General features: G+C 71.0%; 16 protein-coding genes. 11 read left to right on the plus strand and 5 right to left on the minus strand.

The window, feature by feature from the left end:
* From V7Q31_RS05990 to cynS, 4 genes are all read left to right on the plus strand, one after another.
* A partial coding sequence (locus tag V7Q31_RS05990; protein ID WP_333832779.1) for a CmpA/NrtA family ABC transporter substrate-binding protein occupies positions 1 to 749 on the plus strand: 749 nt, incomplete at its 5' end.
* Position 750: 1 nt separating this feature from the next.
* Entirely contained in the window at positions 751 to 1581 is an 831-nt protein-coding gene (ntrB, locus tag V7Q31_RS05995; RefSeq protein WP_333832780.1) for a nitrate ABC transporter permease, read from the plus strand.
* Between the two features lie 5 nt (positions 1582 to 1586).
* A complete protein-coding gene (locus V7Q31_RS06000) occupies positions 1587 to 2486 on the plus strand; it encodes an ABC transporter ATP-binding protein (protein WP_333832781.1) in 900 nt (299 codons plus the stop codon).
* Between the two features lie 10 nt (positions 2487 to 2496).
* A complete protein-coding gene (gene cynS, locus V7Q31_RS06005; RefSeq protein ID WP_333832782.1) occupies positions 2497 to 2976 on the plus strand; it encodes a cyanase in 480 nt (159 codons plus the stop codon).
* Positions 2977 to 2998: 22 nt separating this feature from the next.
* On the opposite strand, the gene V7Q31_RS06010 is transcribed toward cynS, so the two are convergent.
* The 4 genes from V7Q31_RS06010 to dapF all read right to left on the minus strand — a co-directional run bounded on the left by V7Q31_RS06010 (position 2999) and on the right by dapF (position 9256).
* Positions 2999 to 5695, minus strand: coding sequence for an HAD-IC family P-type ATPase (locus V7Q31_RS06010; RefSeq protein ID WP_333832783.1), 2697 nt, complete (start codon positions 5693 to 5695; stop codon positions 2999 to 3001).
* A gap of 50 nt (positions 5696 to 5745) precedes the next feature.
* Complete coding sequence (gene ftsY / locus V7Q31_RS06015) at positions 5746 to 7089, minus strand: signal recognition particle-docking protein FtsY (RefSeq protein WP_333832784.1); 1344 nt, start codon at positions 7087 to 7089, stop codon at positions 5746 to 5748.
* A gap of 68 nt (positions 7090 to 7157) precedes the next feature.
* Positions 7158 to 8405 carry a tRNA (N(6)-L-threonylcarbamoyladenosine(37)-C(2))-methylthiotransferase MtaB gene (mtaB, locus tag V7Q31_RS06020; RefSeq protein ID WP_333832785.1) on the minus strand — a complete coding sequence of 416 codons (1248 nt, stop codon included), beginning with the start codon at positions 8403 to 8405 and terminating at the stop codon, positions 7158 to 7160.
* Entirely contained in the window at positions 8402 to 9256 is an 855-nt protein-coding gene (dapF, locus tag V7Q31_RS06025) for a diaminopimelate epimerase (protein WP_333832786.1), read from the minus strand. Before dapF ends, mtaB begins: the two co-directional genes overlap by 4 nt.
* A gap of 227 nt (positions 9257 to 9483) precedes the next feature.
* Here dapF and V7Q31_RS06030 point away from each other — a divergent pair, with 227 nt between their 5' ends.
* From V7Q31_RS06030 to V7Q31_RS06045, 4 genes are all read left to right on the plus strand, one after another.
* The gene (locus V7Q31_RS06030; protein WP_333832787.1) at positions 9484 to 10590 is read left to right on the plus strand and encodes a hypothetical protein; all 1107 of its coding nucleotides are present in this window, start codon (positions 9484 to 9486) and stop codon (positions 10588 to 10590) included.
* Positions 10591 to 10657: 67 nt separating this feature from the next.
* On the plus strand, positions 10658 to 12343 hold the full coding sequence (locus V7Q31_RS06035; RefSeq protein ID WP_333832788.1) for an ABC transporter permease: 1686 nt from the start codon (positions 10658 to 10660) through the stop codon (positions 12341 to 12343).
* Positions 12344 to 12479: 136 nt separating this feature from the next.
* Positions 12480 to 15173 carry an aconitate hydratase AcnA gene (acnA, locus tag V7Q31_RS06040; RefSeq protein ID WP_333832789.1) on the plus strand — a complete coding sequence of 898 codons (2694 nt, stop codon included), beginning with the start codon at positions 12480 to 12482 and terminating at the stop codon, positions 15171 to 15173.
* A gap of 174 nt (positions 15174 to 15347) precedes the next feature.
* A complete protein-coding gene (locus V7Q31_RS06045) occupies positions 15348 to 16151 on the plus strand; it encodes a DUF1223 domain-containing protein (RefSeq protein WP_333832790.1) in 804 nt (267 codons plus the stop codon).
* A gap of 16 nt (positions 16152 to 16167) precedes the next feature.
* Here V7Q31_RS06045 and glgB read toward each other — a convergent pair whose 3' ends face one another.
* Positions 16168 to 18363 (minus strand): 1,4-alpha-glucan branching protein GlgB, encoded by a 2196-nt coding sequence (glgB, locus tag V7Q31_RS06050; RefSeq protein WP_333832791.1) that lies wholly within the window; start codon positions 18361 to 18363, stop codon positions 16168 to 16170.
* A gap of 195 nt (positions 18364 to 18558) precedes the next feature.
* Here glgB and glgC point away from each other — a divergent pair, with 195 nt between their 5' ends.
* The 3 genes from glgC to glgX are packed head-to-tail and all read left to right on the plus strand — an operon-like array spanning position 18559 to position 23405.
* Complete coding sequence (glgC, locus tag V7Q31_RS06055; protein ID WP_333832792.1) at positions 18559 to 19830, plus strand: glucose-1-phosphate adenylyltransferase; 1272 nt, start codon at positions 18559 to 18561, stop codon at positions 19828 to 19830.
* 27 nt (positions 19831 to 19857) lie between these two features.
* Entirely contained in the window at positions 19858 to 21327 is a 1470-nt protein-coding gene (gene glgA / locus V7Q31_RS06060) for a glycogen synthase GlgA (RefSeq protein ID WP_333832793.1), read from the plus strand.
* Complete coding sequence (gene glgX / locus V7Q31_RS06065) at positions 21324 to 23405, plus strand: glycogen debranching protein GlgX (protein WP_333832794.1); 2082 nt, start codon at positions 21324 to 21326, stop codon at positions 23403 to 23405. The genes glgA and glgX overlap by 4 nt, the downstream gene beginning before the upstream one ends.
* Positions 23406 to 23416 lie beyond the last annotated feature (11 nt).

Here is a 23416-nt window from a genome sequence, read left to right on the forward strand (position 1 = left end):
TCCGCTTCGGCGTGCCCTTCGAATACTCGATGCACAACTTCCTGCTGCGCTACTATGTGGCGGAGCACGGGCTCGACCCCGACACCGACATCCAGATCCGCGTCGTGCCGCCGCCCGAGATGGTGGCGAACCTCAGCGCCGGCAATCTCGACGGCTACCTGTCGCCCGACCCGTTCAACCAGCGCGCAGTGTGGGAAGGCGTGGGCTTCATCCACATGCTGACCAAGGACATCTGGGAAGGCCACCCCTGCTGCGCCTTCGCCACGTCCGCGGCTTTCGCGCAACAGAACCCCAACACCTACGGCGCCCTGCTGCGCGCCATCGTCGACGCGACGCAATACGCCTCGAACCCCGACAACCGGGTGGAGATCTCCGAGGCCATCGCGCCGACGAACTATCTCAACCAGCCGGTGCCGGTGATCCAGCAGGTGCTGACAGGGCGCTTCGCCGACGGCCTCGGCAATGTGCAGAACGTGCCGAACCGGATCGATTTCGACCCGTTCCCCTGGCACTCGATGGGCGTGTGGATCCTCACCCAGATGAAGCGCTGGGGCTATATCGAGGGCGACATCGACTATCGCGCCATCGCCGAGCAGGTCTATCTCGCGACCGACGCGGCGGCGGTGATGAAGGAGCTCGGCGTCACGCCGCCGGACGTGACCTACAAGTCGCACGTCATCATGGGCAAGACCTTCGACCCCGCCGAGCCCGAGGCTTACGTCGAGTCCTTCGCGATCCGGCGGAGCTGAGATGATTGCGTCGCTGAACCTGCGCGCGGCCATCCTCTCGGTCGCGCTGCTGGCCGCGGGGCTTCTGGTGTGGGAACTCTCCATCCCGCCGCAGAAGGCCGCCGGCGAGCTGACCGAATACGAGATCCTGATGGGGATGGCCGCGCCGAAAGCCGGCCTGCCCGCCCCGTCCGCCATCTTCGAGAAGGCGTGGGCGGAACTGTCGAACCCGTTCTACGACGCAGGCCCGAACGACAAGGGCATCGGCATCCAGATCGCGTATTCGCTGCAACGGGTGCTGACGGGCTATTTCATGGCCGCGGCCATCGCGATCCCGCTCGGTTTCCTGATCGGCATGTCGCCGCTGATGTATCGCGCGCTCGACCCGTTCATCCAGGTGCTGCGCCCGATCTCGCCGCTGGCGTGGATGCCGCTGGCGCTGTTCGTGATCCGCGACAGCCAGGCGAGCGCCATCTTCGTGATCTTCATCTGCTCGATCTGGCCGATGCTGATCAACACCGCCTTCGGCGTGGCGGGCGTGCGCAAGGACTGGATCAACGTCGCCCGCACGCATGAACTCGGGCCGCTGCGCACCGCCTTCATGGTGATCCTGCCTGCTGCGGCGCCGACCATCGTGACGGGCATGCGCATCTCCATCGGCATCGCGTGGCTGGTGATCGTGGCGGCCGAGATGCTCGTGGGGGGCACCGGCATCGGCTATTACGTGTGGAACGAGTGGAACAATCTCGACCTCACCTCGGTGATCTTCTCGATCCTGATGATCGGCGTCGTAGGCATGATCCTCGACGCCGCCTTCGGGCGCCTGCAGCGCGCCGTCGCCTTCGCGGAGTGAGCCTCATGACCAAGTCGTTCGTCTCCATCGAAGGTCTCGCCAAGCGCTTCCCCGCGCCGGGCGGGGCGCCGCTGACGGTGTTCGAGAACGTCTCCTTCGGCATCGAGAAGGGCGAGTTCGTCTGCATCATCGGCCATTCCGGCTGCGGCAAGTCCACCATCCTCAACGTGCTGGCGGGCCTCGACGAGGCCAGCGAGGGGGCCGTGGCGATGGACGGGCGCGAGGTGAAGGGCCCGAGCCTCGACAGGGGCGTGGTGTTCCAGAACTACTCGCTGCTGCCCTGGCTGTCGGCGCTGAAGAACGTGACCTTCGCGGTCGCCGCCCGCCACCGCGACTGGTCGGCCGAGAAAGTGCGGCTGCACGCGCTGCGCTATCTCGAGCTCGTCGGGCTGACCGGCGGGGCGGAGCACCGCAAGCCCTCGCAGCTTTCGGGGGGGATGCGGCAGCGCGTCTCGATCGCCCGCGCCTTCGCCACCCAGCCGGAATTGCTGCTGCTCGACGAGCCCTTCGGCGCGCTCGACGCGCTGACGCGCGGCTCGATCCAGGACGAGCTGCTGCACATCTGGCAGGGCTCGGGCCAGACCGTGTTCATGATCACCCACGACATCGACGAGGCGATCTATCTCGCCGACCGCATCCTGCTGATGACCAACGGCCCCTTCGCCCATGTCGCCGAGAGCGTGGAGATCACCATCCCCCGCCCCCGCGCGCGGGCGGAGATCGTGAACCACCCGCAGTACTACGCGATCCGCAACCACCTCGTGCAGTTCCTCGCCGTCCGCTCGAAGGAGTTGGGCGGCAAGCCGGTCGCCGACCGGACGCACCGGCCACGCGCGGTGCGGTTCGGGCCGGACCCCAAGGAAACCGAGCCGGGCAAACCCGCGCTCTACGCCGTCAACACCTGAGAGGAAGACCATGATCACCGCCAAGCAATCCGCCTTCGTCGATCCGATGATGGACAAGGACGACGTCGCCGCCATGGTGCTCGCCAAGAAGAAACAGGCGGGCCTGACCTGGGAGGCCATCGCCGACGCCATCGGCATGTCGCCCGTCTGGACCCATTCGGCCTGCACCGGCATGAACTCGATGCCGAAGGAGAAGGCCGACGCGCTCGTGAAGTATCTCGGCCTGCCGCAGGAGGCCGCGTCGGTGCTGGCAGAATTCCCGACCAAGAAGTGGGATCAGGCGGTGCCGACCGACCCGCTGATCTACCGCCTGTATGAAATCGTCGCGGTCTACGGGCCGACGATGAAGGACATCATTCAGGAGAAGTTCGGCGACGGCATCATGTCGGCCATCGACTTCGACATGAAGATCACTCGCGTCGAGCACCCCAAGGGCGACCGCGTGAAAGTCGAGATGACCGGCAAGTTTTTGAAATACAACGAGTGGTGAGGGCGCCGTGTCGCCGGACCGGTCAGGGGCCGGTCCGGGGGGCCGTCGCCCGCAGGCTGAGGCGGACGCGTTTCTCGGTCTCGACGATGGCGAAGAAGAGGGCGCCGGCGCCGAGGACGACGAGCGCCTCGACCAGCGGGACCGGCGCCGTGCCGAGGACCCGCTGCAAGGGCGGAGCGTAAGTGGCGGCGACCTGCGCCACGACGACAAGGCTCACGCAGACCCAGACGACCGGCGTCGCGCGCAGCGCCGCCATCGACAGGCGCGGGGCGTCGGCGTTGCGGATGAAGAACAGGTGGAACGCCTCCAGCGTCACGATGGCGTTGAGCGCCACGGTCCGCGCGAGCGCGTCGTCATGTCCGCGACCGAGCGCCCAAGCGTAGAGCCCGAAAACGGCGGCGACGAAGAGCGTCGAAACCAACGCGACATGCCATAGCAGCGTGGGCGTGAGGATCGGCGCGTCCGGGGCGCGCGGCGGACGGCGCATCGCGCCCTCGTCGCCCGGCTCGAAGGCGAGCGCGAGGCCGAGCGTCACGGCGGTCACGAGGTTGAGCCACAGGATCTGGACCGGGGTGATCGGCAGGGCCAGGCCGGCGCCGAGCGCGATCAGGATGGTCGCCGCTTCGCCTGCGTTGGTCGGCAGCGTCCAGCTGACGACCTTGCGGATGTTGTCGTAGACGATCCGACCCTCGCGGACCGCCGCCGCGATCGAGGCGAAATCGTCGTCGGCGAGCACGATGTCGGAGGCTTCCTTTGCGGCGTCGGCGCCCTTCCGGCCCATCGCCACGCCGGCGTCCGCGCGCTTGAGCGCCGGCGCGTCGTTCACGCCGTCGCCGGTCATCGCCACGATCAGCCCCTGCGCCTGCAACGCGGTCACCAGACGCAGCTTGTGCTCCGGGCTGGTGCGGGCGAACACGTCCGTCTCCCCGGCGACCGAACGAAGCGCGGCGTCGTCCATCGCCTCGATCTCGGCGCCCGTCAGCGCGTCGTCGGGGTTGCGCAACCCGACAATCCGGGCGACGGCGCAGGCGGTGCCGGGATGGTCGCCGGTGATCATCTTGACGCCGATCCCTGCGGCGCGGCAGTCGGCGACTGCGGCGATCGCCTCAGGCCGTGGCGGGTCGATCAGCCCGACGAGGCCGATGAGCGTGAGCGCGCCCTCGAGATCGCCGGGCTTCAGCGCCTCCGCATCCTCGGAACAGCGGCCCTCGGCGACAGCGATCACGCGCCGCCCCGACTGCGCGAGTTCCTCGATCCGCGCGCGCCACAGCGCGGGATCGAGCGGTGCGACAGCGCCGCCGGGGCCGAGCTGGTCGCGGCACATCGCCATCACCGTCTCGGGCGCGCCCTTGAGATGGATGCGCCGCGCGCCGCAGGGTTCGGCATGCAGGGTCGCCATGTAGCGGTGGCGCGCGTCGAACGGGATCGCGTCGAGCCGGCGCCACGCGTCGAACGCCTCCGCGCCGCCGGCGATCTTGGCCGCGAGCGCCAGCAGCGCGCCTTCCATCGGATCGCCCTCGACCCGCCAGTCCGCCTCGGACCGCCGAAGCGCCGCGTCGTTGCAAAGGGCTGCGGCGCGCGCGAAGGCCAGAAGCTCGGCGCGCTCCGCCGGGTCCGCGACCGCTTCGCCGAGCCGGACGGCGCCGACCGGCGCATAGCCTTCGCCTTCGACCGTGAAGATGTGGTCCGCCGCGGCGAGCGCGTCGGCGACCATTTCGTTGCGCGTCAGCGTTCCGGTCTTGTCGGTGCAGATCACCGAAACGGCCCCGAGCGTCTCGACCGCCGGCAGCCGCCGCACGATCGCGTTGCGCCGCGCCATCGCCTGCACGCCGACCGCCATGGTGATCGTCAGCACCGCCGGCAGGCCCTCGGGAATCGCCGCGACCGCGAGGCCGACCACCGCCATGAACAGCTCGTCGACCTCGCGTCCGCCGAGCGCCCAGCCGAGCCCGAAAACGCCCAGCGAGACCAGCAGGATGAAGGCGGTGAGCCAGCGCGCGAAGCCGTCGATCTGGCGCAGCAGCGGCGTGGTCAGCGTCTCGACTGCGCCGATGAGCCCGCTGACGCGGCCGATCTCCGTCGCGCCGCCCGTCGCCGCGACCACGCCGCGACCGGCGCCCGCGGCGACGGTGGTCCCGCTCCAGGCCATCGAGGCGCGGTCGCCGAGCGGGGCGTCGGCCGAAACCGGCTCGCAGGTCTTGTCGACGGGCGCCGACTCGCCGGTGAGCGGGGCTTCCTCGATGCGCAGCCCGCGCGCTTCGATCAACCGCAGATCGGCGGGAACGCGGTCGCCCGCCTCGATCAGCACGATGTCGCCGGGGACGAGGTCCACCGCGTCCACCGTCGCGCGCGCCCCGCCGCGGAGGACCGCGCTGCGGGGCGCCAGCATCGACCGGATCGCCGCCATCGCCGCTTCGGCCCGACCTTCCTGCACCAGACCGATCACGGCGTTGACGAGCACCACGGCGAGGATCACGCAGGCGTCGACGACATGGCCGAGCCACAGGGTGACGGCGGCTGCGGCCAGCAGCACGTAGATCAACAGGTTGTCGAACTGCGCGAGAAACCGGCGCAAAGGCCCTCGGCGGGGGGGCTCGGGAAGTCGGTTCGGCCCGATAGCGTCGCGCCGTCGCGCGACCTCTCCTTCGTCGAGGCCGGAGGGGGCGGCCCCGAGGGCGCGGAGCGCGTCGTCGGCGGACAGCGCGTGCCAGTCTGACATCGGGTCGAACTCCGTTCGGGCGGGCCTCGGTTCGCCTTGGAGGTCTTGGCTCAGGCGGCTCCTGTCAACGCCTTCGCGAAGTCTTCGGGATCGAAGGGCGCGAGGTCGTCGATGGTCTCGCCGACGCCGATGGCGTGGATCGGCAGGCCGAAGCGGTCGGCCAGCGCCACCAGCACGCCGCCTTTCGCCGTGCCGTCGAGCTTGGTCATCACCAGCCCCGACACCTGCGCGACCTTCTGGAAGATCTCCACCTGACTCAGCGCGTTCTGGCCGGTGGTGGCGTCGAGCACCAGGAGCGTGTTGTGCGGCGCGCTCTCGTCGCGCTTGCGCAGCACGCGGACGATCTTGGCGAGTTCCTCCATCAGGTCGGCGCGGTTCTGGAGCCGGCCGGCGGTGTCGATCAGCAGCAGGTCGGCGCCTTCGGCCTCGGCTTTCGTCAGCGCATCGAAGGCGAGGGAGGCAGGGTCGGTCCCCTGGGCTGCGGTCAGAACGGGCACGCCGGCGCGCTGGCCCCAGATCTGGAGTTGCTCGACGGCGGCGGCGCGGAAGGTGTCGCAGGCGGCGATCACCACCGACTTGCCGGCGGCGCGGAACTGGCTGGCGAGCTTGCCGATGGTCGTGGTCTTGCCCGACCCGTTCACGCCCACCACCAGCACCACTTGCGGGCGCTTCGGGTAGATCGGCAGGGGCTTCGCGACGGGGTCGAGGATGCGCGCGACTTCCGCCGCCAGCGCCTGCTTGAGCTCGGCGGCGCCGACGCGGCGCCCGAAGCGGCCCTCGGCGATGTTGGCGGCGACGCGCAGCGCGGTTTCGACGCCGAGATCGGCCTGGATCAGCAATTCCTCGAGGCCTTCGAGCATGTCGTCGTCGAGCACGCGGCGCTTTTCGACAGTGGGGGCGAGGCTCGGCTGAGGGGCGGGCGGCGCTGCGATCTGCGCCACGCTCTGCGGGGGCGGGGCCGGCTGGATGGCGGGCGCCGCCTCCGGCGCTTCGCGGCCTTCGGGCGCGCCGCGCAGGCCGCCGGTCAGGCGGGCGAAGAAGCCGGGGCGCTTTTCGGGAGACGGAGCGGGGGCGGGCTGAGGGGCCGCGAAAGGCTCGGGCTGGTATTCGGGCTCGGGCTGGGGCTCCGGCTCGGGGGCGGGTTCGGGCGCAGGTTCGGGCGCGGGTTGGGGCTTAAAGGAGGGTTCGGGCTCGGGGGCGGGCTCCGGTTCCGGGGCGGGGGGCGCCTCGGCGGCTTGCGGCGGCGGGGCGGGCTCGGGCTCGGGTTCGGGCGGCGGCGGCGGGGCGACGGGCTCGGAGACGCTGTCGCCCTTGGACAGCAGCGCGTCGACCCCCTCGTCGAGCTTCGAGGAGGACTTGGTCAGCCGCTCGCGCAGCCTGCTGAAGAACGACATCGCAAGGGCTCCACCGGTTCGGTCGGCTCAGGACTTACCGCCTGCGCGCTCCGAAGGAAACGCCCGCCTCACGCCGCCAGCAGCCGCCCCTCCGCCGCGCCCGCCACGCGCGCCGGCGCCACCGCGCCCACTTCGCGGTCCTGCGGAAAGACGATCTCCGCGAAGCCCTCGGTGCGCCCGATGCGCGGCGTCTCGGCGAGCGCCTGCTCGGTCGCCCCGATCCGCGAGGCGAGATAGGACGCCGCCCGCGCCTCGCCCAGCGCCCGTAGCCGCGCCGCGCGCTCGACGCGCTCGGGCTTGGGCACTTGCGGCATCCGCGCCGCCGGCGTGCCCTTGCGCGCGGAGTAGGGAAACACGTGCAGCCAGGTCAGCCCGCATTCCTCCACCAGCCGCAGCGAATTGGCGAACATCGCCTCGGTCTCGGTGGGAAAGCCCGCGATCAGGTCGGCGCCGAACACCATGTCGGGGCGGCGCGCGCGTATCGTCTCGCAGAAGCGGATCGCGTCGTCGCGCAGATGGCGGCGCTTCATGCGCTTGAGGATCATGTCGTCGCCCGCCTGCAGCGACAGGTGAAGATGCGGCATCACCCGCGCCTCTCCGGCGATCGCCTCGACCAGAGCGGGGTCCGCCTCGACGCTGTCGATGGAGGACAGGCGCAGGCGCGGCAGTTCGGGGACGAGCGTCAGGATGCGCTGGACCAGATCGCCGAGCGGCGGCGCGCCGGGCAGGTCGGCGCCCCAGCTGGTGAGGTCCACGCCGGTCAGCACGATCTCGTTGTAGCCGGCGGCGACGAGCCGGCGGATCTGGCCGACCACCTCGCCCGCCGGCGCGCTGCGCGAGACGCCGCGCCCGAAGGGGATGACGCAGAAGGTGCAGCGATGGTCGCAGCCGTTCTGGATCTGCACATAGGCGCGCGAGCGCGTCCCGAAGCCGTCGATCAGATGGCCGGCGGTCTCGCGCGCGCTCATCACGTCGTCGACCAGCACCCGCTCGGCGGCGCCGATGAAATCCGGCGCCCAGGTCTCGGGCCGCATCTTCTCCAGATTCCCGAGCACGAGGTCGACTTCGGGCATCGCCGCGAAGGTCTCGGGCTCGGTCTGCGCGGCGCATCCGGTGACGATCAGCGTGGCGCCGGGGTGCTCGCGGCGCAGCCGGCGGATGCGCTGGCGGGCCTGCCGCACGGCCTCCGCCGTCACGGCGCAGGTGTTGACGACCACCGCGTTCCCGAGGCCGGCCTGCGCGGCGAGCGTCTTCATCGCCTCGGTCTCGTAGGCGTTGAGGCGGCAGCCGAACGTCTCGAACACCGGGACGGTCATGCCAGCGCCGCCAGGAATTCGGGCGCGATCTCGCCGGTGAAGACATCCGCGACGGGGCCGGCCATCAGCACATGGCCGTCGGCGCGCCAGTCGATCTCGAGCGTCCCGCCTTCCAGCTCAACCGCCACCCGCCGGTCGGTCAGCCCGCGCAGGGCGCCGGCCACGGCGATGGCGCAGGCGCTGGAGCCCGAGGCGAGCGTCGGGCCGACGCCGCGCTCCCAGACGCGCGCCCGCACATGCCCGCGGTCGATCACCTGCGCGAACTGCACGTTGGTCCGCTCGGGAAACAGCGGATGCGTTTCGACTTCGGCGCCGCGCGCGCGCCAGTCGACCGCCGCCAGATCCGCTACGAAATGCACGCAATGCGGGTTGCCCATGCTGAGCGCAGCCGGATTGCCCGGCAGCGGCAGGGCCAGCGCATCCGCCGCTTCCGACAGCGGCACGTCGCGCCAGCCGGTCGCGGGCGCGCCCATGTCCACTTCGATCAGCCCGTCCTCGCGTCGCCGCGCCTCAAGCACGCCCCGCCCGGCCACCTCGATGCGCAGGTCGGGGCCGAGACCCTCCGCCAGCATCAGCGCCGCGACGCAGCGCGTGGCGTTGCCGCAGGCGGCGGCGCGGCTGCCGTCGGCGTTCCAGTAGGCGACGGCCACATCGGCGCCGGGGGCGTCGCTCAGCATGGCGAGCTGGTCGAAGCCCACGCCGCGGCGGCGGTCGCCGAGCGCGCGCGCGAGCGCAGGCGTCATGGCCGCCGCGTCGCCCGAGCGCGCGTCGATCACGACGAAGTCGTTGCCCAGCCCGTGCATCTTGCGAAAACGCAGCGGGGCCGGCGCGGGGGCGTCCAGCCTGCTCATGCGCGCCGATATACGCGCGCCCTCCCGCCGACGCCAGAGCGCCGATTCGCTGCGCAGGTCCGGCTCGGGGCTGTCGGACAGGGCTGCGGCGGTCTGCCGCGCGAAGGCCCAAGCATCTGCGGCGGCGGCGCTTTCGACCCGTGCCGGGGGCTCGTGCGGCGAAAGTCGGGTGGCTCGTTGCAACTCGATCGTGAATCAATCGTTGCAACTTCTCCGCGAGGTCCGCCATGCGCATCGACGCGCCCCTCTTCGCCGCCGCGCTCTCCCGTCGTCCCGACCCGCAGCGCCCGCGCGCCGGGGCCGCCGACGAGTTCGCGCAGCATGGCCAGGCCCGCGCGCGCGGCGCGACGGCCACTCGGGTGACGCTCTGGCCCGACCCGCGCGCGCCGCGTTGCGACATCCTGCGCGCCACGCCCGCCGAGTTCGTCGCGCCGCCGGAGGGCGTCGCGCCCGACGACGCGCTGAACGCGGCGCGCCGCCTCGGCCCCGATTTCGCAGCGCAGGAGGGCGCGGCGCGGGCGGCGCTGGGGTGCGGCGCGCCCGAGGACATGGCGATGGCGGTCGCGCGCGAGGCGCTGGCGGCGCAGGCGGCGCGCCTCATGGCCCTGCCGGCGCTGCTCGGCGACGCGCCCGCAGCGCCGCCGGAACCGGGGGCCGATGCCGCAGACATCTCGCGGGCTCTGTTCGGCGAAGGCGGGGCGCCGCGGTGCGCGGCGGAGTTCGAGCGCTGGATCGGCCGCGGGCAGACGCCGCTCGCAAGCGCCTTCGCGATGCTCTGGACGCGCTGCGACGCGCGCTGGGGGCGCGCCGATCTGGCGCTCTGGTCGCCGGCCTCCGGGCTCGCGGGGCTCGACTGGCGCAGGGCGGAGTGGTTCGGCGCGCCGGTCGAGGCGGGGGTCGCGGCGCGCGTCTGCGATTGCGACCTCGCGCGGTCGGTCGAGGCGCGGCGCGGGCGCGGGCTGGTCTGGCGGTTCGTCGCCCGGCTGACCGACGCCGCAAGGTTGATCGCGGCGCTGCGCGACGGCGCCGGCGCGCCGCCGCTCGCCCCCGCCCATGGCGTCGGGGTGGCGCTGACCGCGCGCGGGCCGTTGCTGCTGCGCGCGCGGCTGCGCCCGGACGGTCGGGTGGCGGCGCTCGAACGGCTCGACGCCGCGGCCTTCGCGCTGCATCCCGGAGGCGCGCTGGCCCAGGCGCTCGCGCATCTGCCGCATGGCGACGCGGCGCGGCAGGAGATGGCGGCGCGGCTGATCGTCGACAGCCTCGATCTGGGGCGCGTGCGCGTCGAAGTCGTCGCGCAGGGCGAGGCGCGCGGCGCGCTTCAGGGTGCGGCGTAACCCCGCCGCGTTGCCTCAGCGCGCGATTTGGGTCTAGGTATTTCCGAGCAGAATGCTTGGACAAGCCATGACCGACGCCGCCCGGCCCTTCGACCCGCAGACCCGACGCGCCGCGCCCCGCGCCGCGCGGGTCTCCGGCCTGACGCTTGCGGCGCTCGCGCTCGCGGCGGCGGTGATCGGGCCGATTCTCGCCGTCGCCGCCTCGCTGCTCCAGCAGAGCGAGGGGACATGGGCGCATCTCGCGCGCACCCTGCTGCCGGTCTATGTCGGCAACACGCTGCTGCTCGGCGCGTTGGTGGCGGCGGGGACTGCGGCGGTCGGCGTCGGCGCCGCATGGCTCGTGACGATGTGCCGGTTTCCGTTCCGGCGGCAGTTCGAATGGGCGCTGGCGCTGCCGCTCGCGCTGCCCGCCTATGTGATCGCCTACGCCTACACCGACCTGCTCGACCACCCCGGCGCGGTGCAGTCGGCGCTGCGCGCGGCGTTCGGCTGGGGGCCGCGCGACTACTGGTTTCCCGAGATCCGCTCGGTCGAGGGCGCGGCGGTCATGTTCGTGCTCGTGCTCTACCCTTACGTCTATCTGCTGGCGCGCACCGCGTTCCTGCAGCAATCGGCCTGCGCCTTCGACGTCGCGCGCACGCTGGGCTTCGGGCCGTGGGGCGCGTTCGCGCGCGTGGCCGCGCCGATGGCGCGCCCCGCCATCGCGACCGGCGTCGCGCTCGCGCTGATGGAGACGCTGGCCGATTTCGGCACGGTCGCGCATTTCGGCGTGCAGACTTTCGCGACCGGCATCTACCGCTCATGGTTCGCGCTGGGCGACCGGGTGGCGGCGGCGCAGCTCTCGGCTTGCCTGATGGCCTTCGTGCTGGTTCTGGTGGCGCTCGAGCGCACCCAGCGCCGCGCCGCGCGCTATTGTCCGCCGGGCGTGTTCCACGAATTGCAGGCCTTCGAGTTGCGCGGCTGGCGGCGCTGGGCGGCGTTCGGCCTGTGCGCGGCGCCGGTGACGCTGGGATTTCTGGCGCCGGTGGCGATCCTGCTGCATCTGAGCCTCACCGACGGGCACAACCTGTTCGGCGCGCGCTATGTGCGATTCGCGCTGAACTCTCTGACGCTGGCCGGGGCGGCGGCGGTCGTCACCGTCGCCGCCGCGATCCTGCTCAGCTACGCCGAGCGCCTCGCGCCGGGGCCGGCGACGCGCGCGGCCAACCGGGTCGCGGCGATGGGGTATGCGATCCCCGGCGGCGTGATCGCCGTCGGCATGCTGATCCCGCTCGCCGCCTTCGACAACGCGCTCGACGGCTGGATGCGGGCCAATCTCGGCGTCTCGACGGGGCTGCTGCTCACCGGCTCGATCGCGGCGCTGGTCTTCGCCTACATGGTGCGCTTCATGGCGGTGGCGCTGCAGACGGTCGAGGCGGGCTTCGGGCGCATCACGCCGTCGATGGACCACGCCGCCCGCGCGCTGGGCGAGAGCGCCGGCGGGGCGCTGCGCAGGGTTCATGCGCCTATGTTGCGCGGGGCGCTGCTGACCGCGGCGCTGATCGTCTTCGTCGACGTGATGAAGGAGTTGCCCGCCACGCTCATCATGCGGCCGTTCAATTTCGACACGCTGGCGGTGCAGGCTTACCGGCTGGCCTCGGACGAGCGGCTGGCGCAGGCCTCGACGCCGGCGCTCGCCATCGTCGCCGCCGGGCTGATCCCGGTGCTGCTGCTCAGCGCGCAGATCCGCCGCTCGCGCCCCGGGTCGCACTGAGGGGGCCTCCTGCGCGGCGGGGGGCCGCGTTGCGCGGACACTCCGGATGCGCGATAGCGGCGGACGCAGAAGAACATCCGCCGGCCCCCGACTGCGACCGAAGCAGCGCCCGGCGCCCCTGACCGGAGAGGACCGCATGACGATCACCGTCGGAACCGACGCCGCACAGGCCCGCCGCACGCTTCAGGTCGGCGGCGCCAGCTACGCCTATTACAGCATCGACGCGGCGACGGCGGCGGGCCTCGGCGACTTCTCCAAGCTGCCGGCGGCGCTAAAGGTGGTGCTTGAGAACCTCCTGCGCTTCGAGGACGGCAAGACGGCGACGCTCGACGACATCCGCGCCTTCGCCGACTGGGCGAAGAACGGCGGCACGTCCGACCGCGAGATCGCCTATCGCCCGGCGCGCGTGCTGATGCAGGACTTCACCGGCGTTCCGGCCGTGGTCGACCTCGCCGCGATGCGCGACGCGATGAAGGCGCTCGGCGGCGATCCGGAGAAGATCAATCCGCTCAACCCGGTCGACCTCGTGATCGACCATTCGGTGATGGTGGACGAGTTCGGCAATCCCCGCGCCTTCCAGCTCAACGTCGACCGCGAATACGAGCGCAACGGCGAGCGCTACGAGTTCCTGAAATGGGGCCAGGGCGCCTTCGACAATTTCCGCGTCGTGCCGCCCGGCACCGGCATCTGCCATCAGGTCAACCTCGAATACCTCGCCCAGACCGTCTGGACCGACAAGGACCAGACGGGCGCCGAGGTCGCCTATCCCGACACGCTGGTCGGCACGGACAGCCACACGACCATGGTCAACGGCATGGCGGTGCTCGGTTGGGGCGTCGGCGGCATCGAGGCGGAGGCGGCGATGCTCGGCCAGCCGGTCTCGATGCTGATCCCCGAAGTGGTGGGCTTCGAGCTGACCGGCGCGCTGAAGGAAGGGGTGACGGCGACCGACCTCGTGCTGGTCGTGACGCAGATGCTGCGCAAGAAGGGCGTGGTGGGCAAGTTCGTCGAGTTCTACGGCGCGGGCCTCGACCATCTGCCGCTCGCCGACCGCGCGACCATCGCCAACATGGCGCCGGAATACGGCGCGACCTGCGGCTTCTTCCCGGTCGACGCGGAGACCCTGCGCTATCTGCGGGTGACGGGCCGCGACGAGGCGCGCATCGCGCTGGTGGAGGCCTACGCCAAAGCCAACGGGCTGTGGCGCGGGACCGACTACGCGCCGGTCTACACGGCGACGCTGTCGCTCGACATGGGGACGGTGGAGCCCTGCATCTCGGGCCCCAAGCGCCCGCAGGACCGCGTTCTGCTCGCCGAAGCCGCGCCCGCCTTCGCCAAGGCGATGGAGACCGAGTTCAAGCGCCCGATGGACAAGACCGTTCCCGTCGAGGGGATGGATTACGCCATCAAGTCCGGCTCGGTGGTGATCGCCGCGATCACCTCCTGCACCAACACGTCCAACCCGTATGTGATGATCGCGGCGGGCCTTGTGGCGCGCAAGGCGCGCGCGCTGGGGCTGACGCGCAAGCCCTGGGTGAAAACCTCGCTCGCGCCCGGCTCTCAGGTCGTCTCGGCCTATCTCGAGGCGGCGGGGCTTCAGGAGGATCTCGACGCGCTGGGCTTCAATCTGGTGGGCTATGGCTGCACCACCTGCATCGGCAATTCCGGCCCGCTGCCCGAGCCGATCAGCAAGGCGATCACCGAGGGCGATCTGGTGGCCTGCTCCGTGCTGTCGGGCAACCGCAACTTCGAGGGCCGCGTGAACCCCGACGTGCGCGCCAACTACCTGGCCTCGCCGCCGCTCTGCGTGGTCTACGCCATCGCCGGCGACATGACCGTCGACGTCACGAAGGCGCCACTGGCCCAGACGCCGGACGGGCGCGACGTGTTCCTCGCCGATCTCTGGCCGAGCCAGATGGAAGTCGCGGAGCTCGTCGAGAAGACCGTGACCCGCGCCGCCTTCACCGAGAAATACGCCGACGTCTTCAAGGGCGACGAGAAGTGGCGCGCGATCGAGACCGACGACGCGCTCACCTATTCATGGCCCTCGACAAGCACCTATGTCCAAAACCCGCCCTATTTCGAAGGGATGGGGCCGGAGAAGGGCGAGATCGAGAACATCACCGGCGCGCGCATCCTCGCCATCCTCGGCGACAGCATCACCACCGACCACATCTCGCCCGCCGGCTCCTTCCGCGACACGACGCCCGCGGGCCGCTTCCTGATCGACCGACAGGTGCCGGTGCGCGACTTCAACTCCTACGGCGCGCGGCGCGGCAATCACCAAGTGATGATGCGCGGCACCTTCGCCAACATCCGAATCAAAAACGAGATGCTGGACGGGGTCGAGGGCGGCTACACGGTCGGGCCCGACGGGTCGCAGATGGCGATCTACGACGCGGCGATGGCCTGGGCGAACTACGGCGTGCCGCTGGTGATCGTGGCCGGCAAGGAATACGGCTCGGGCTCCTCGCGCGACTGGGCGGCCAAGGGCACGGCGCTTCTGGGCGTCAAGGCGGTGATCGCCGAGAGCTTCGAGCGCATCCACCGTTCGAATCTGGTGGGGATGGGGGTGATCCCGTTCGAGTTCACCGGAGGCGACGACCGCAAGACGCTGGGCCTGCGCGGCGACGAGAGCATCACCATCGACGGGCTGGAGGACGATCTGCGCCCGCGCCAGATCGTGGAGGCGAAGATCGCCTATGGCGACGGCTCGGTGAAGACCATCGAACTGCGCTGCCGGATCGACACCGAGATCGAGGTCGAATACGTCGAACATGGCGGCGTGCTGCATTACGTGCTGCGAGATCTCGCGTCTCGGGCCGCCTGAGGCGTCGCGCGAGCCCCGGCGCGCCGGGTCTCGCGGCCGTAGGAATCCCGCCGCGCTGTGTTTCCCGCGACACAGCGCGGACCATTGTTCATCAACGAAAATTTGAGGCGGGTTTTCGGCGGGCGACAAGGTTTAGCGTGAAAGACTGTTCGGGCTGACTTGGAGCGGAATTCAGTGTTTTTCACCACCATTTTTCGCAATTTCCTTACGGGCGCGGCCATGGCGGGTTTCGCGTCCGCCGCGCTCGCCGACGAGCCGAAGGGACCGGTCGTCGTCGAGCTTTTCACGAGTCAGGCGTGCAGCTCCTGTCCGCCCGCCGACGCGCTTCTGGCGGAACTCGCCGAGCGCGGCGACGTGATCGCGCTGGCTCTGCATGTCGATTATTGGGATTATCTCGGCTGGCGCGACATGTTCGGCTCGCCTGCGAACACGCGGCGCCAGCGCGATTACGCCGAGGGCGCGAGCTCCCGGATCGTGTTCACGCCGCAGATGGTGATCGACGGAAGCGTCTCGGTCGTCGGCTCGCGGCGCGAGGAGGTCTTCGACGAGATCGCGCTCGCGGCGACCCATCGCAAGCCGGCGCGGGTGGCCATCCGCCGCGACGGCGCATGGCTCGACATCTCGGTGGACGTCGCCGGCGAGGGCGGGCGGGACGAGGTTCTCGAAGTGGCGATGTTCGTCCTCGAGCCGCCCGCGACCGTCAAGCCGACCCGCGGAGAGAATGCGGGGCGGCGCATTCTCTACCGCAACGCCGTGCGCGACTGGCATGTGCTGGGCGAGTGGCGTGGCGCCCCGGCCCGCTGGCGGGCCCCGGCCCCGCAGGATGCGGAGGCGGTCGCGGTGATCGCGCAGATGGCCAACGGAAGGGAGATCGTCGGCGCGGCAATGCTGGCGCTGCGCGCGGACGCCGACCTCATCAGCCACTCCGACGCGCGGGACCCGGTCCGGCTTGGCCCGAGCGCGCCGGCGACGCAGTAGGGCCGCCGGCGCGGTTTCAGCCGGCCTTCTGGAAATAGATCCCCGACAGGGCCGGCAGCGTGATCTCGACCGAATCGGGGCGCCCGTCGGTCTCGACCGGCGCGCTCTCGACGGCGCCGAGATTGCCCTTGCCCACTCCGCCATAGATCGGCGCATCGCTGTTCAGGCGCTCGACCCATCGCCCGGGCGCCGGGACGCCGATCCGCAGCCGCCGCTCCACCGGGGTGAAGTTGAAGACCGCCAGCACTGGCGCGTCGCCCTCGCCGCCCTTGCGCACCCAGGCGTAGACCGACTGGTCGGCGTCGTCGGCGCGGATCCACTCGAAGCCCTCGGGGCTGGCGTCGCGCCGGTGCAGCGCCGGCACGTCGCGATAGAGACGGTTGAGGTCGCGCACCAGCAGCCGCACCCCTTCATGCGACGGGTCGCCGAGGCGCGCCCAGTCGAGCGCGCCCATATGCGACCATTCCTCGGGTTGGGCGAACTCGCCGCCCATGAACAGCAGCTTCTTGCCGGGATGCGCCCACATGAAGGCGAAATAGGCGCGCAGATTGGCGAAGGATTGCCAGCGGTCGCCCGGCATCCGTCCGAACAGCGAGCCCTTGCCGTGCACGACTTCGTCATGGCTGAGCGGCAGGACGAAATTCTCCGAGAAGCCGTAGAGCAGACCGAACGTCATCTGGTGGTGGTGGTGGCGGCGATGGACCGGGTCGCGGCGCATGTAGTCGAGCGTGTCGTGCATCCAGCCCATATTCCACTTGAAGCCGAAGCCGAGCCCCCCGGCGTCGACCGGCTTCGACACGCCCGGCCAGGCGGTGCTTTCCTCCGCGACGGTCATCACCGAGGCGTCGTCGCCATACACCACCATGTTCATGCGCTTGAGGAATTCGACCGCTTCGAGGTTCTCGCGCCCGCCATGGCGGTTGGGGATCCACTCGCCGCCCTTGCGCGAATAGTCGCGGTAGAGCATCGACGCCACCGCATCGACGCGCAGCCCGTCCACATGATGCTCGCGCAGCCAGTAGAGCGCGTTCGCGATCAGGTAGTTGGCGACCTCGCGCCGTCCGTAGTTGTAGATCAGCGTGTTCCAGTCGGGGTGGAAGCCCTCGCGCGGGTCGGCGTGCTCGTAGAGCGCGGTTCCGTCGAATCGCCCCAGCCCATGCGCGTCCGACGGGAAATGCGCCGGCACCCAGTCGATGATCAGCCCGAGCCCCGCCTTGTGGCAGGTCTGCACGAAGTCGCGGAACTCGTCGGGCGTCCCGTGGCGAATCGTGGGCGCGTACATGCCCACCGGCTGATAGCCCCAGGAGCCGTCGAAGGGATATTCCGAGACGGGCATGGTCTGGATATGGGTGAAGCCCATGTCGCGCGCGTAGGGGACCAGCTGGTCCGCGAGTTCGTGATAGGACAGCGGGCGCCCGCCCTCTGCGCGCCGCCAGCTCGGCAGATGGACTTCGTAGATCGAGACCGGCGCGGCGACCGAATTGCGCGCGGCGAGCGTCGCCATCCAGTCGCCGTCGTCCCAGACGCGACCGCGCAGGTCGCGCACGATCGAGGCGGTGGCGGGCGGATGCTCGGCGCCGAAGCCCACCGGGTCGGCCTTGAGCGGCAGGATGCGGCCGTCCCGCGCCTTGATCTCATATTTGTAGGCCGTCCCCGCTCCGACGCCGGGCGCGAAGGTCTCCCACACGCCCGAAGCGCCGCGCGGGCGCATGATGTGGCGGCGCCCGTCCCAGTCGTTGAACTGCCCGACCACCGAGACGCGGCGCGCATCCGGCGCCCAGACGGCGAAATGCGTCCCCTCGACCCCTTCATGCGTCATCGGATGCGCGCCGAGCCGCTCCCACAGCCGCAGATGCGCGCCTTCCGAGAAATAATGCTCGTCCTGTTCGCCGAGGACCGGGCCGTGCTGATATGGGTCGTCGATCTCCCAGACGTTCCCGCCGGCCTGCGCCTGCAGCCGCCAGCGCGGCAGCCGCACCGGCGAGAGCGCGCCGAAGAAGTCGCGCGCCGGCCCCGGCGCGAGCGCGAGCAGGGGCGCGCCGGTGACGGCGTTGAGCGCGACCAGCGTCTGCGCGCCGGGGACGAAGGCGCGCACCGCCCAGCCGCCGTCCACTTTGTGTTGGCCGAGCTGCGCGAAGGCGTCCCAGCCGTCGCCTGCGGCGATGCGTTCTGCGGCGGCGGCGTCGAGCAGCGCGTCGGGTGCGGCGGTCATCGGCCTCTCCTGTCAGTGGTTCGCCGCTACTCCTTACGCGCATCGCGCGCGGAAAGCGAAGCCTGCGCCGCCCGTTCGACCTTTCGCCATCTCTTGCGGTCTTGAGTTGCATCCGACCCACCTTTCAGGCCACGTTGCGAGTGCGAACGGCGCGCATTGCACAGCGTCGGCGAATTGGGGGAGCGCGGGCCAGCGATGAGCGTCGACCGAATCGAGACCGGCGCGCTGACGCGCAACGCCATGGCCTTCGTGCTCGCGGGGGGACGCGGATCGCGGCTGAAGGAGCTTACCGACCGCCGCGCCAAGCCCGCGGTCTATTTCGGGGGCAAGGCCCGCATCATCGACTTCGCGCTCTCGAACGCGGTGAATTCCGGCATCCGCCGCATCGGCGTCGCCACCCAGTACAAGGCGCATTCGCTGATCCGTCACCTGCAGCGCGGCTGGTCGTTCTTCAATGCGGGCCGCGGCGAGGGGCTCGACATCCTGCCCGCCTCGCAGCAGATCGACGAGCGGAGCTGGTATCTCGGCACCGCCGACGCGGTCTATCAGAACGTCGACATCATCGAGGGCTACGACCCCGCCTATATCGTGATCCTCGCGGGCGACCACATCTACAAGCAGGATTACGGGCGGATGCTCGCCCAGCATGTCGACCGCAACGCCGACGTCACCGTCGGCTGCATCGAGGTCCCGCGCGCCGAGGCCTCGGCTTTCGGGGTGATGCAGGTCGACGAGACGGGCCGCATCGTGGAGTTCGTCGAGAAGCCCGCAGACCCCCCGCGGATGCCCGAGAAGCCCGATCTTTCGCTGTGTTCGATGGGCATCTACGTCTTCGACACGAGCTTCCTGCTCGACTGCCTGCGCGAGGACGCCGCCGACCCAGACAGCAGCCATGATTTCGGTAAGGACATCATCCCCAAACTGGTGAAGTCCGGCCTCGCCATCGCGCACAGCCTCACCGAGAGCTGCGTGATGACGGGCGGCGAGAAGGCGCCCTACTGGCGCGACGTGGGCACCATCGACGCGTTCTGGAAGTCAAATCTCGACCTGACCGATTTCGAGCCCGAACTCGACATCTACTCAACGGACTGGCCGATCTGGACGTTCTCCGAGCTCACCCCGCCCGCCAAGTTCGTGCATGACGAGGATGGGCGGCGCGGCATGGCGGTGTCGTCGCTCGTCTCGGGCGGCTGCGTGGTCTCGGGCTCGAGCGTCACGCGCTCGCTGCTGTTCACGGGCGTGCGCTGCCACAGCTTCAGCGAAGTCGACCGGGTCGTCGCGCTGCCCTATTGCGAGATCGGTCGGCGGGCGCGGCTGCGCGACGTGGTGCTCGACCGCGGCGTGATCGTGCCGCCCGGTCTCGTGATCGGCGAGGACCCCGAACTCGACGCCGCCCGCTTCCGCCGCACCGAAGCCGGCGTCGTGCTGGTGACCCAGACCATGATCGACGCGCTCGACCTCTCCTGAAGCCGCCTCCGCCGAAGGATCTCCGCGATGAACATTCTCTTCGCCGTCTCCGAATGCGCCCCTTTCGTCAAGACCGGCGGGCTGGCCGACGTCGCGGGCGCCCTGCCCAAGGCCTTGACTGCGCAGGGCGTCTCGACGCGGGTGCTGTTGCCGCTCTATCCCGCCCTCGCCCCGCTGCGCGACCGGGCGACCGATCTGGGCGAGGTCGAAGGCGTCGGCGGAACGGCGCGGCTGCTGGCGCTGGAGGCCGAGGGGATCGATCTGCTGATGCTCGACGCGCCCGCCCTCTACGACCGGCCCGGCGGCCCCTATATCGACGCCGGCGGGGCCGACTGGGCCGACAACCATCTCCGCTTCGCCTTCCTGTCGCGCGCCGCGGCCCGGATCGCGCGCGACGGGGCCGGCGGCTGGGCGCCCGACGTCGTGCACGCGCATGACTGGCAGACCGCGCTGACGCCGGCCTATCTGAAGCTCGAAGGGGCCGGCGGGCCGCCTTGCGTGGTCACCGTGCACAACATCGCCTTCCAAGGCGTGTTCCCGAGCACGCTGATCGACGCGCTTGCGCTGCCGCGCGAGGGCTTCACGGTCGAGGGCTACGAATACTGGGGGCAGATCGGGTTTCTGAAGGCGGGGCTCGCCTATGCCGACCGCATCACCACCGTCAGCCCGACCTACGCCCGCGAGCTGACCGCGGCCGAGTTCGGGATGGGGCTGCAGGGGTTGATCGCGACCCGGCGGGCCGATCTTGAAGGCGTCCTCAACGGAGTCGACGTCGATGTCTGGAACCCGGAGACGGACCCGCTGCTCGCCGCTCCGTATTCTGCGAAATCGCTCAAGGGCAAGGCGGTCAACCGCGCCGCGCTCGCCGAGCGGATGGGGATCGACGCGACCGAGGACGCGCCGCTCTTCGGTCTCGTCAGCCGGCTGACCCGGCAGAAGGGGGTGGACCTGCTGCTCGCAGTGCTGCCTCGGCTGCTCGCCCGCGGGGCGACGCTGGCGGTGCTCGGCGCGGGCGACGCCGATCTCGAGGCCGGTCTGCGCGCCGCGGCCACCGCCTATCCGCGCCGGGTCGGGGTCGAGGTCGGCTATTCGGAGAGTCTCGCGCATCTCATGCAGGCGGGCTGCGACAGCATCCTCGTGCCGTCGCGCTTCGAGCCCTGCGGGCTCACCCAGCTCTACGCGCTGCGCTACGGCTCGCCGCCGCTGGTCGCGCGGACGGGCGGGCTCGCCGACACGGTGATCGACGCCAACGAGGCCGCCTGCGTCGCCGGCTGCGCCACCGGCTTCCAGTTTTCGCCGATCGCGGCGGGCCTGCTCGCCGACGCCATCGACCGCGTCTGCGACGCCTACGCCGACCGCAAGCTCTGGGCCGCCATCGCGCGCCGGGCGATGCGCCATCCGGTCGGCTGGGACGCCTCCGCCGCGCATTACGCCGCGCTCTACGCCGACCTGGCCGGCGGCGCGCCGGGCGACCTCTCGGGCGAGGCCGCCGCGTGAGCGCTGCGACCCGCGGGCGCCCCTGGCCGCTGGGGCTGACCTGCGAGGCCGACGGCTCGGCCAATGTCGCCGTCTTCTCCGCCCATGCCGAGGAGATCGAGCTGTGCCTGTTCGCCGCCGACGGCGCGCAGGAGACCGACCGCATCGCGCTCGCCGGGCGCACCGGAGACGTGCGCCACGCCCGCATTCCCGAGCTTCGGCCCGGTCAGCTCTACGGTCTGCGCGCAAGCGGACCCTGGGCGCCGGAGCGCGGGCAGCTCTTCAACCCCTGCCGCCTGTTGCTCGACCCCTATGCCCGCGCGCTGAGCGGCGGCATCGACCCGACCGACCCGCGGCTGCTGTCGCACGACCCCGCGCGCGGGCCGCAATATCCCGGTCCGGCCGACAGCGCGCCGGCCACCGCCCGCTCCGTCGCCACCGCCCCGACTCCTCCGGTCCCGCCCGAGGAGCGCCCGCGCACGCCGTGGGAGGACACGGTGATCTACGAGGCCCATCCCAAGGGCCTGACCATGCTGCACCCCGACATCCCCGCCAGCCTGCGCGGCTCCTACGAGGCGCTCGCACATCCTGCGATGCTGCGGCACTTCAAGGAGCTCGGCGTCACGGCGGTCGAGCTTCTGCCGATCCACGCATTTCTCGACGACGGGCGGCTGAAGGCGCTCGGGCTCCGCAACTACTGGGGCTACAACTCCTACGCCTTCTTCGCGCCGGAGCCGCGCTATTTCGGCCCCGGCGGCGCGGCTGGACTGCGCGAGACCATCCGGCGGCTGCACGAGCACGGGATCGAGGTGATCCTCGACGTCGTCTATAACCACACCGCCGAGGGCGACTGGCGCGGACCGACGATCAGCTTTCGCGGGCTCGACAACCGAAGCTACTACAAGCTGCATGGCGGCGGCTCGAACCGCTATCTCGACGACACCGGCACCGGCAACACGGTCAACGTCGCGCATCCCTACGTTCTGCGCCTCGTTCTCGATTCGCTGCGCCACTGGGTCGAGGCCTATGGCGTGGACGGCTTCCGCTTCGACCTCGCCACCACGCTCGCGCGCGAGGCGCACGGCTTCGACCCCGAGGGCGGCTTTCTCGACGCGCTGCGGCAGGACCCCGCGCTCTGCGATGTGAAGCTGATCGCCGAGCCCTGGGACATCGGCCCCGGCGGCTACCAGCTCGGCGGCTGGCCCGCGCCTTTCGCCGAGTGGAACGACAAGTTCCGCGACGCCGTCCGACGCTTCTGGCGCGGCGACAGCCACTCCGCGCAGGAGCTCGGCGAGCGGCTGCTCGGCTCGGCGGGGCTGTTCGACCATGCCGGGCGCGGGCCCTGGGCGTCGGTCAATTTCGCCGCCTGCCATGACGGCTTCACCCTCGCCGACGTCGCCGCCTACGCCGAGAAGCACAACGAGGCCAATGGCGAGCGCAATCGCGACGGGCATGGCGCCAACCAGTCCGACAATTGCGGCGCCGAAGGTCCGACGAAGGATCCGGTGATCCTCGCCCGCCGCGCGCTGCGCCGGCGCAATCTGCTGACGACGGTGTTTCTGGCGCAGGGCGCGCCGATGCTGCTTGCCGGAGACGAAATCGCCAACAGCCAGCTGGGCAACAACAACGCCTATTGTCAGGACAACGAAATCGGCTGGGTCGACTGGCCGAACGCGGACGCCGAGCTGCTCGCCTTCGCGCAGCGGGTGATCGCCTTCCGCAATGCCCATCCGGCGCTGCGCCAGCCGCTGTTCCTGCACGGTGGCGCGCGCGAGGAGGACGGCGCGCCGGACGTGGTGTGGCGCGGCTTCGACGGCGGGCCGGTCGGCTGGCGCGATCCGGGGCTCCGGCGCTTCTGCGTCGTCCTGCGCGGCGCGGCGGAAGCGCCGCCCGGGCTGCGCATCGACGACGTGGCCGCGCTCGCCTTCAACGGCACGGGCGAGCCGGCGGAGCTGCGCCTGCCCGCGCCGCCTCCCGGACGGATCTGGCGCCGCGCGCTCGACACCGCCGCGCCCGAGGCCGAGCCGGCCCCCGACGACCGGCTGACGCCGGTGGCGGCGCAGAGCGTCGCGGCCTTCGACCTCGTTCCCGAAGCATGAGCGACGCGCTC

Origin of the sequence: Rubrimonas sp., from assembly GCF_036788415.1 — a bacterium.
Lineage (GTDB): Bacteria > Pseudomonadota > Alphaproteobacteria > Rhodobacterales > Rhodobacteraceae > Rubrimonas.

What these genes read in the sequence shown, in the direction of transcription:
- glgC (WP_333832792.1), top strand. Translation starts at nt 18,559, where the DNA reads ATGAGCGTCGACCGAATCGAGACCGGCGCGCTGACGCGCAACGCCATG.
- V7Q31_RS06010 (WP_333832783.1), bottom strand. Translation starts at nt 5,695, where the DNA reads ATGTCAGACTGGCACGCGCTGTCCGCCGACGACGCGCTCCGCGCCCTC.
- mtaB (WP_333832785.1), bottom strand. Translation starts at nt 8,405, where the DNA reads ATGACCGTCCCGGTGTTCGAGACGTTCGGCTGCCGCCTCAACGCCTAC.
- V7Q31_RS06030 (WP_333832787.1), top strand. Translation starts at nt 9,484, where the DNA reads ATGCGCATCGACGCGCCCCTCTTCGCCGCCGCGCTCTCCCGTCGTCCC.
- acnA (WP_333832789.1), top strand. Translation starts at nt 12,480, where the DNA reads ATGACGATCACCGTCGGAACCGACGCCGCACAGGCCCGCCGCACGCTT.
- glgB (WP_333832791.1), bottom strand. Translation starts at nt 18,363, where the DNA reads ATGACCGCCGCACCCGACGCGCTGCTCGACGCCGCCGCCGCAGAACGC.
- dapF (WP_333832786.1), bottom strand. Translation starts at nt 9,256, where the DNA reads ATGAGCAGGCTGGACGCCCCCGCGCCGGCCCCGCTGCGTTTTCGCAAG.
- V7Q31_RS06000 (WP_333832781.1), top strand. Translation starts at nt 1,587, where the DNA reads ATGACCAAGTCGTTCGTCTCCATCGAAGGTCTCGCCAAGCGCTTCCCC.
- glgA (WP_333832793.1), top strand. Translation starts at nt 19,858, where the DNA reads ATGAACATTCTCTTCGCCGTCTCCGAATGCGCCCCTTTCGTCAAGACC.
- ftsY (WP_333832784.1), bottom strand. Translation starts at nt 7,089, where the DNA reads ATGTCGTTCTTCAGCAGGCTGCGCGAGCGGCTGACCAAGTCCTCCTCG.
- V7Q31_RS06035 (WP_333832788.1), top strand. Translation starts at nt 10,658, where the DNA reads ATGACCGACGCCGCCCGGCCCTTCGACCCGCAGACCCGACGCGCCGCG.
- ntrB (WP_333832780.1), top strand. Translation starts at nt 751, where the DNA reads ATGATTGCGTCGCTGAACCTGCGCGCGGCCATCCTCTCGGTCGCGCTG.
- cynS (WP_333832782.1), top strand. Translation starts at nt 2,497, where the DNA reads ATGATCACCGCCAAGCAATCCGCCTTCGTCGATCCGATGATGGACAAG.